The sequence below is a fragment of the Sulfurospirillum arcachonense DSM 9755 genome (assembly GCF_000597725.1).
Classification (GTDB): Bacteria; Campylobacterota; Campylobacteria; order Campylobacterales; family Sulfurospirillaceae; genus Sulfurospirillum_A; species Sulfurospirillum_A arcachonense.
Window position 1 is genome coordinate 1 of the sequence record NZ_JFBL01000025.1, and the last position, 8,500, is coordinate 8,500.

General features: G+C 33.9%; 8 protein-coding genes. 6 read left to right on the top strand and 2 right to left on the bottom strand.

Features of this window, described 5'->3' with window-relative positions:
• On the bottom strand, positions 1-173 hold a 173-nt coding region (locus K354_RS14480), incomplete at its 3' end, for a P-II family nitrogen regulator (RefSeq protein WP_037940895.1).
• Between the two features lie 10 nt (positions 174-183).
• A complete protein-coding gene (locus tag K354_RS0113360) occupies positions 184-1,398 on the bottom strand; it encodes an ammonium transporter family protein (RefSeq protein ID WP_024955986.1) in 1,215 nt (404 codons plus the stop codon).
• A 244-nt stretch (positions 1,399-1,642) separates the two neighbouring features.
• Between K354_RS0113360 and K354_RS0113365 the strand changes: the two genes are divergently transcribed.
• The 6 genes from K354_RS0113365 to K354_RS15195 form a co-directional block, all read left to right on the top strand.
• Entirely contained in the window at positions 1,643-2,095 is a 453-nt protein-coding gene (locus tag K354_RS0113365) for a hypothetical protein (protein WP_024955987.1), read from the top strand.
• Positions 2,096-2,226: 131 nt separating this feature from the next.
• Positions 2,227-5,658 (top strand): methionine synthase, encoded by a 3,432-nt coding sequence (metH, locus tag K354_RS0113370; RefSeq protein WP_051505457.1) that lies wholly within the window; start codon positions 2,227-2,229, stop codon positions 5,656-5,658.
• 220 nt (positions 5,659-5,878) lie between these two features.
• A complete protein-coding gene (locus tag K354_RS0113375) occupies positions 5,879-6,286 on the top strand; it encodes a DUF3010 family protein (protein WP_024955989.1) in 408 nt (135 codons plus the stop codon).
• Entirely contained in the window at positions 6,287-7,381 is a 1,095-nt protein-coding gene (locus K354_RS0113380; RefSeq protein ID WP_024955990.1) for a protein kinase domain-containing protein, read from the top strand.
• A 189-nt stretch (positions 7,382-7,570) separates the two neighbouring features.
• Positions 7,571-7,861, top strand: coding sequence for a YciI family protein (locus K354_RS0113385; RefSeq protein ID WP_024955991.1), 291 nt, complete (start codon positions 7,571-7,573; stop codon positions 7,859-7,861).
• Positions 7,862-8,138: 277 nt separating this feature from the next.
• Positions 8,139-8,500, top strand: a 362-nt coding sequence (locus tag K354_RS15195; RefSeq protein WP_037940898.1) for a hypothetical protein, incomplete at its 3' end; no start/stop codon positions are given.

An 8,500-nucleotide genomic window follows, 5' to 3' on the forward strand; every position in this document is an offset into this window, starting at 1 on the left:
TTTGGCAAAAAATCAACTACATATTCAGCGCCACGATATAACTCTGAATGACCTTGTTGACGTCCGTATCCTCTTACTTCACTTACAGTCATACCCGTAAGTTCAAGTGAACTTAGGGCATCTTTTACATCTTCAAGTTTGAAAGGTTTGATTATAGCTTCTATTTTTTTCATTACCTATTCCTTACATTGATTGTTTGCTAAATTCTGGATATGCTTCCAGACCACATTCATGTTGATCTTCTCCATCATATTCTTCTTCGTCACTTACTCTAATGCCCATTGTTAATTTAAGAACAAACCATACAGCAAATGATGTGATGAAAACAAATGCACCAATTACAACGATACCTTTTAGTTGAGCTAAAATAGTAACTTCAGGGTTAAAGATACCTACTGCTAATGTTCCCCAGATACCGTTTACAAGGTGAACTGAAAGAGCACCAACTGGATCATCAATTTTTAACTTATCCCAAAATGGTACAGCAAATACAACTAAGATACCAGCAACAACACCTTCAATAAATGAAACACCCATTCCTAAGTCTGGTCCAGCAGTAACTGCTACAAGACCCGAAAGTGCACCATTTAAAACCATTGTAAGGTCAGCTTTTTTATAGATAAGTTGCGTTACGATTGCAGCAGTGATAGCACCTGCCGCTGCAGCCATATTTGTATCTGCAAAAACCATACCGATTGCATCTATATCATCTTTACTTCCAAGAGCAAGTTGAGAACCACCATTGAATCCAAACCAACCCATCCATAGGATAAATGTACCTAAAGTTGCAAGTGGTAAGTTTGAACCTGGGATTGGTCTAACTTTTCCATCAGGACTATATTTACCTTTTCTAGCTCCTAGTAAAAGTACACCAGCAAGTGCAGCCCATCCACCAACAGAGTGAACAATAGTAGATCCAGCAAAATCAGAGAAACCATCTATTACACCACCTAAAGATGTACCACCCCATGTCCAGTGACCTTGAATAGGATAAATAACAGCAGACAATACTACAACAAAAAGAAGGAAAGGCCAAAGTTTCATTCTCTCAGCAACAACACCTGATATAACAGAAGCTGCAGTAGCAACAAATACTACTTGAAAGAAAAAGTCAGCCATAAGTGAATGGTCACCATTGCTCATACCACTTAGTGCAAAACCACTTCCTATAAATGCACTACCTTCACCATACATTAGGTTGTATCCAATAAAGTAATACATAATACAAGAGATTGCAAATAAAAGAATGTTTTTACTTAATATAACAACATTATTTTTAGTTCTAGTAAGACCAGCTTCTAGCATAGCAAAACCAGCTGCCATCCACATTACTAATGCACCTGACATAACCAATAAGAATCCATCGAGGACATATTTGACGTCTGCGAAATTTTCCATTTTACTTCCTTTTTTTATTTAACTGATGAAATTGTAGCAATAATATGAGTCTAAAATGTACCTTTTGTTGATTAAAAAATAGGCAATTAAGAAAAAAGTGATTTTTTAAATTGATTTTTATAGTAAGATGGAAGTTTACATGTAACTACAATTAATGAGAAATATTTTTATCTAGTACTCTGATAAGATTAAAACCTGATTTATTTTATTTGTATATACTTATGCAATTAAAAGGAGATTGAAAATGATAGCAAACGATAACGCAGTAGGCACTTATAAATCTATACTCTGTTTTTTGATAGAAATTTATGAAATACCTAAAAAATCAAAAACATTTGAAAAACTGCAAGTTGACATAACTGAGATGTTAAATAAAGAGAGTATAGACTATAAAGAAGACGAACTTAAAATTGCTATTATTGTTTTTGCAATCATAGAATCCATACAAAGCAATAACAGTTTAAATAACTCTATGAACCTACTTGGAACTACTTTAGTAGAAAACAACATCACTACAGCATTAGAGCTTGAAAATTTTCTCATAAGTGATGAGGAAGATTTAGCAATATTTAGGCAAATAATTAAAAGCAGAAACTCCCAAAAATTAGACTCTTTTGAACTAAATGCAACTTTAACTAAAAAAGGGAAAACTATAACAGTAGAACACAATGGAGCAAAGATTAAAATTACAGATTAAGCGATAAAAAATTTTGTTCTTTAGAAAAAAACGTTTAGTATAGTTTCAACACATTTTTGATAATATAAATCAATTAAAAATCACTAGGATATATTTTGGCTTCATTAAGAGAACTGATAAAACAAAGAGTTATGATTATAGATGGTGCTATGGGCACACAGATACAAAATGCTGATATACCAAATAGTGCATGGACTGGATTAGAGGGTTGTAATGAACTTTTAAACGCTACATGTAAAGATATTATCTCTGACATTCATAGAGGTTATTTGAGTGCTGGAGCTGACATTATCAAAACCAATACTTTTGGAGCACTTCCATGGGTACTAGATGATTATGATATTGGTGAGAGAACTTATGAGCTTGCTTTAAATGGTGCAAAAATAGTAAAAGAAGCTTGTGATGAGTTTAGCACAGAAGAGAAACCACGTTTTGTAGCAGGGGCTATGGGACCTGGGACGAAACTTCCTTCTTTGGGACATATCACTTATGATGAGATGCATGCAGGATATAGTGAAGCAGCTCGTGGTTTGATTGATGGTGGAGTGGATGTTTTTTTAATAGAAACAGCACAAGACCCACTACAAATAAAAGCAGCACTTCATGCAATCCAAGATGTTTGTAAAGACAAAGATGTGCAGATTCCTATTATGGTTTCTGTAACGATTGAACTTAGTGGAACTATGCTTATAGGGACAGATGTAATTACTATTTCAACTATCATGGAACCTTTTGATATTCTCTCTTTAGGCTTTAACTGTGGAACAGGACCAGAACAAGTCAAAAAACACGTAAAGACTTTAAGTGAAGTTTGTAAATTTCCTATTAGTGTACATGCCAATGCAGGACTTCCTCAAAACAGAGGAGGGGTTACTTTTTATCCAATGCAACCTGATGAGTTTACAACTCTACAAGAGAGCTTTTTAGAATATGATGGAGTTTGTATACTTGGTGGTTGTTGTGGAACTACACCTCTTCATATAGAAAAATTATGTCAAAGTGTAAAGGAGAAAATACCACTTCCTCCAAAAGGCTATTCACCTATGTCTTTAGCTTCTTTGTTTGAAACAAGAGCTTTAAAACAAGACCCAGCTCCATTTTTGATAGGTGAGAGAAGTAATGCTACTGGCTCAAAAGCTTTTCGTGAACTTCTTTTAGCTGAAGATTATGAGGGAACTTTGAGTGTAGCACAACAACAAGTAAGAAGTGGTGCTCATGGGATAGATGTGAGTGTAGGATTTGCTGGACGTGATGAGGAAAAAGATACAAAAGAAGTGTTTGGAAGATATGTCCAAAAGATACTTCTTCCACTTATGCCAGATACCACTCAAGTCCCAGCACTTGAAACTGCTTTAAAAATGATAGGGGGAAAACCTATCATAAACTCAGTAAACCTTGAAGATGGTGAAGAGAAGTTTGATAAGGTGTGTAGTTTAGCAAAAAGATTTGGTTGTTCTTTAGTGTGTTTAACTATAGACGAAGTAGGTATGGCTAAAACAAAACAACAAAAGTTAGATATTGCTCAGAGAATCTATGACCTTGCCACACAAAGACATGGACTTAATCCTGAGGATTTAGTATTTGACTTGCTTACTTTTACAGTGGGTAGTGGGGATGAAGAGTACCACACAGCTGCTATTGAAACTATAGAAGCTATACGAGAGTTTGCTCTGCGTCATCCTGAAGTTGGATTTGTACTTGGTATCTCAAATATCTCATTTGGTTTAGCAAAACATGCAAGAGAGTATTTAAACTCTGTATTTTTACACCATTGTGTAGAAGCAGGTCTTTCTATGGCGATTGTAAATGTAAAAAATACAATCCCAATGTACAAGATAGATGAAGAACAGAAAAAAGTTTGTGAAGATTTACTCTTTAACAATAGAACTGAGGGTGACCCTCTTTTTAAATTTATTGATTTTTTTAGTGATGTAGTAGAACATCAAGAAGAAGACGATGAAGCTTATAATGCTCTAAGTACAGCAGAAAAACTCTCACATCTTCTCATAGATGGGGATAAAGAGAGAATTTTACCTCTTTTAGAGACTGCAAAAGATGAAATTCCTCCTGAGGATATAGTAAATAAGATATTAATAGATGCTATGAAAGTAGTAGGTGACCTTTTTGGAAGTGGAAAGATGCAACTTCCTTTTGTACTTCAAAGTGCTGAGGTTATGAAAGCAAGTGTAGATTATCTCAATCCATTTTTACCAAAAAAAGAGAAAGCAAGTAAAACAACGCTTATCATAGGAACTGTTAAAGGTGACGTTCATGATGTGGGTAAAAACTTAGTAGATATTATCCTCTCAAACAATGGATTTAAAGTTATCAACATAGGTATAAAAGCAGACCTTCAAGACTTTTTGTCTGCTATGAAAGAGCATAAAGCAGACGCACTTGGCATGAGTGGGCTTTTAGTAAAATCAACGGCAGTTATGAAAGAAAACTTAGAGACTATGCGTTCTATGGGGATAGATATACCTGTTATTTTAGGTGGAGCTGCTTTAAATGATAAGTTTGTAAATGAGTTTTGTAGAACAAACTATGAAGGACCCGTTTTTTATTGTAAAGATGCTTTTGAAGGTATTGAAGCTATGAGCCGTATTGAAGCGGGGGATTTTAATACAGACTTTGGAAGACCTGTTATTGATGAAGAGATAGTACAGCTTAAAAAGAAAAAAGGCGAAATACCTCCATATGAGCAGATTAAAATGCCAAGTAGAGAAGAGAAAGTACCAACACCACCATTTTGGGGTAGACGTAAACTTGATGCTGATGTAAAAGATATTGCATATGAGTGGATAAACCATAAGATACTGTTTTCAAGAGCTTGGGGTTATAGTGGTAAAGGCATGAGTAAAGAGGAAAAACAGAAACAAAGAGATGATGTTTTATGGCCATTGTATGAAAGACTAAAAAAAGATGTTGAAACAATGGATCTTTTTGAGCCTACTATCATCTACGGCTACTATCCTTGTAGAAGTGAAGAGAATAAACTGCATATCCTAGATACTAATAGAGGGTATTTTAGAGATGCTGAGGTAAACACAGAGCCTTTACATGTAGACGATATAGTACATACTTTAGATTTTCCAAGACAGGGGAGAAAACCTTTTAGATGTTTGAGTGATTTTATCAAAAATGATAGAGATGATATTGTAGCATTTACGTGTGTGAGTGCTGGACCAAAATTTAGTGAGTATGAGAAAAAATTGTATGCCGAAGGTAATTTTAAAGAGTATCATATATTGCATGGTTTGAGTATTGAACTTGCAGAAGCCTTGGCTGAGGTGGCTCACAAACAGATAAGACTTGATTTGGGGATTGCAGAAAAGGAAAAACATGCACTCAAAGATGTACAGATGGGAGCATATACTGGGTGTAGATACTCTTTTGGTTACCCAGCTTGTCCAGAACTAAGTGATACAAAAGTGATATTTGATTTACTAAAACCTGAAGAGTTTGGCATAGAGCTTAGTGAAACTTTTCAAATACACCCCGAACAAAGTACAACAGCTATGGTTTTACACCATCGTGAGGCGATGTATTTTAACGTGGATTAATGTAGAGAAGAAGTAGGTTTTTACCTACTTCAATAGAAGTTTTTGAAACGTATTTTTCTCATTTTAATACGATTTTCTACAAATACCTAACATTTTGTCCTGTTATCTACATGTAAAGCAATAAAAGGACACATTTTATGTCCTATTAATGTTATTATTAAGGATAATAGGTATACAATGTGCATTTAATAAATAGTTAGACAAAGGAAAGGCGTACAGTATGAAAATATGTGGAATTGATTTAAAAGCAAGTGATGCAATAATATCAGTAATAGAAGTGAACAATGGAACAAGCCGTTATATTCCTTTAAATTTAAAAAAAATATCTATTCAAAATGATGAAAATAAATCAGAAATTGAATCCTTTTATGAAACATTTCAAACCTTCTTAAGAGACAATAGTATAAATAAGGTTGTTATTAAGAAAAGAGCAAAGAGAGGAAGATTTGCAGGCGGCTCAGACACATTTAAAATGGAAGGAATCATTCAGTTAAATAATCAATGTGATGTTTGTTTCACATCAGCACAAGCAATTTCTTCATATAAAAAAAACAATACAGTTACAATACCAACAGACTTACTAAAATATCAAGAAGAAGCATATTTATCCGCTTTAACAGGTATTTAAATGACACCTATATATATTGATGGTATAAATGCTCCTGACGAAATAAAAGATTGTGTTAAACAATTGTCTTCAGATTTTACATTTTATAGAGAGTCATCTAAAGGTGCAAATGGTTATTTACTTTTTGGACAAAATAAAATTACAGACATAAGAATAGCATTAAAATTTTATTATTGGGGTAATAATAAAGCTTTTCATGCTGAGCCTCAAAAACTATCTCAAATAAACTCAGACAATGTTATTAAAATTTTAAATGCTTCCTATCTAAATGATGAATGGGCATACTTTATCACTCCGTTGTGTGAACATGGAGATTTAGATGATTTTATTGAAACAACGGACATCGGAAATCATAAAGCTATAGATATGGTTAATCAGATATTGATAGGAATTTCATTTCTACATAGTGAACGTTTTATACATAGAGACTTAAAGCCTTCAAATATATATTTATGCGATGAAGAAAGAGTTGTAATTGGTGACTTTGGTTCTGTTAAACATATACCAGCAGGGTTAACAACTATTCCAGCTTCTTCACATTCTATTTTATATCGACCACCAGAGTCAGTCACAACGAATGCATACGGTATTTCAGGTGATATATATCAGATAGGAATAGTTTTATATCAATTACTAGGTGGGTACTTACCGTACGAAGATGTAGCTTGGTTAAATAAAAAAGAATTACTTCATTATAATACTCTAACTGATGATTTTGATAAGTCTACATTTGTTGATCAGTGTTTGAAAAATAAAATAACAAAATCAAAACTATTAGTTATGAGTTCATTACCACCGTGGGTTCCTGATAGTGTTAAAAGGATTATCAAAAAAGCTTGTCATAAAGACCCTAGTCAAAGATTTAATACAGCTTCAGAGTTTAAAGCTAAATTACATCAAGTTAAACCACAAGTTCTAAATTGGTCTTTAGTAAATGGAACACCAACTCTTGTAAAAAATGGAACTACATTTAAAGTAATAGATGAAGACGGCATAGTTAAAGTCAAGAAGAAAAGAACTTCAAGTTGGAGGTATGATAATTCATTTACTGGAAACTTAAAAACAGTAATTGAGTCTATCAACACTACTGTCTAACAAAACCTAGCAGCGAACGCATAGCGTCGCTGAAGATAAACGTTGTACGTTCCCGCTTTGCGGAAACGTACAACGGCGCGCGGGCTGAACGCCCACTAGTTATCTGTCGCACCGAGCACCCGAATAAAAATTGAAATTTTGATTCGGGAGTCGGTGAACCGCGCCCCGTTATACTTAAAAAGGATAAAAATGTTTATAGTGTCATTAACTTATATATGTGATTTAAAAGAGGTAGATAAAATATTAGCTGAACATGTAGAATATTTAAAAAATCAATATGAACAAGGTAATTTTATTGCATCAGGAAGAAAAATACCAAGAACTGGTGGAATCATATTGTCAAAATTAAGTAGTTTAGAAAAATTAGAAAAGATTTTAAATCAAGACCCATTTAAAATAAATAATTTAGCAAAATATGAAATTCAAGAATTTATACCAAGTATGACATCAAAAGAATTTTCAAATTTAAAGGAAGAATAGTATAACAAAACATTGGAGAGAAATATTTGACCCTGCGGCTCAAATATTTCTCAACTTAAACGTTGTACGTTCCCGTTTTGCGGAAACGTACAACGGCGCGGCTGAGCATTGAACGTGCCTATCTCTGCCATCTGTCGTGCTCCGCTTCGCTAGGCACAATAAATGACAGGAACACACACCAAGTTCTTTTCCAGAAAACCCTTCGGGATTTTCTGAAAAACAACTGACTGGTGCTCAGCCGCGCCGTTAGTCTACAAAAAACACACATTGGAGTAATATGTTAATTATCTTATCACTAGTGTTAACCATTATCTTAGATAGTATTTTGGTATCGAGCATCCTTAAGTTGTTAAGTACTCTCGCCGACTTTTCACTATTTCGAGGTATTTCATCAATAGAATTATTCATTATTGCGATTCCCTTACTTATTGTATTGCCTGCAACAGGAATTTACGTACTCCTACGAAAATTCAACTTTGATCAAAAACTACAAGACATGAAAGCTGTCAAAATAATTTTTGCGACATTACTAACTATCTTTATACTTTATGTTGTTGTTCTATTATTGTCTACGACTATAAGAGGCGGTGGAATTACGTTTGCGATCAAAATGATTTTTGCCACTTATGCTTTACCTGT

Bases quoted from the DNA above. Each gene is read 5' to 3' on its own strand.
- K354_RS0113380 (WP_024955990.1), top strand. From the start codon at position 6,287: ATGACACCTATATATATTGATGGTATAAATGCTCCTGACGAAATAAAA.
- metH (WP_051505457.1), top strand. From the start codon at position 2,227: ATGATTATAGATGGTGCTATGGGCACACAGATACAAAATGCTGATATA.
- K354_RS0113360 (WP_024955986.1), bottom strand. From the start codon at position 1,398: ATGGAAAATTTCGCAGACGTCAAATATGTCCTCGATGGATTCTTATTG.
- K354_RS0113375 (WP_024955989.1), top strand. From the start codon at position 5,879: ATGAAAATATGTGGAATTGATTTAAAAGCAAGTGATGCAATAATATCA.
- K354_RS0113385 (WP_024955991.1), top strand. From the start codon at position 7,571: ATGTTTATAGTGTCATTAACTTATATATGTGATTTAAAAGAGGTAGAT.
- K354_RS0113365 (WP_024955987.1), top strand. From the start codon at position 1,643: ATGATAGCAAACGATAACGCAGTAGGCACTTATAAATCTATACTCTGT.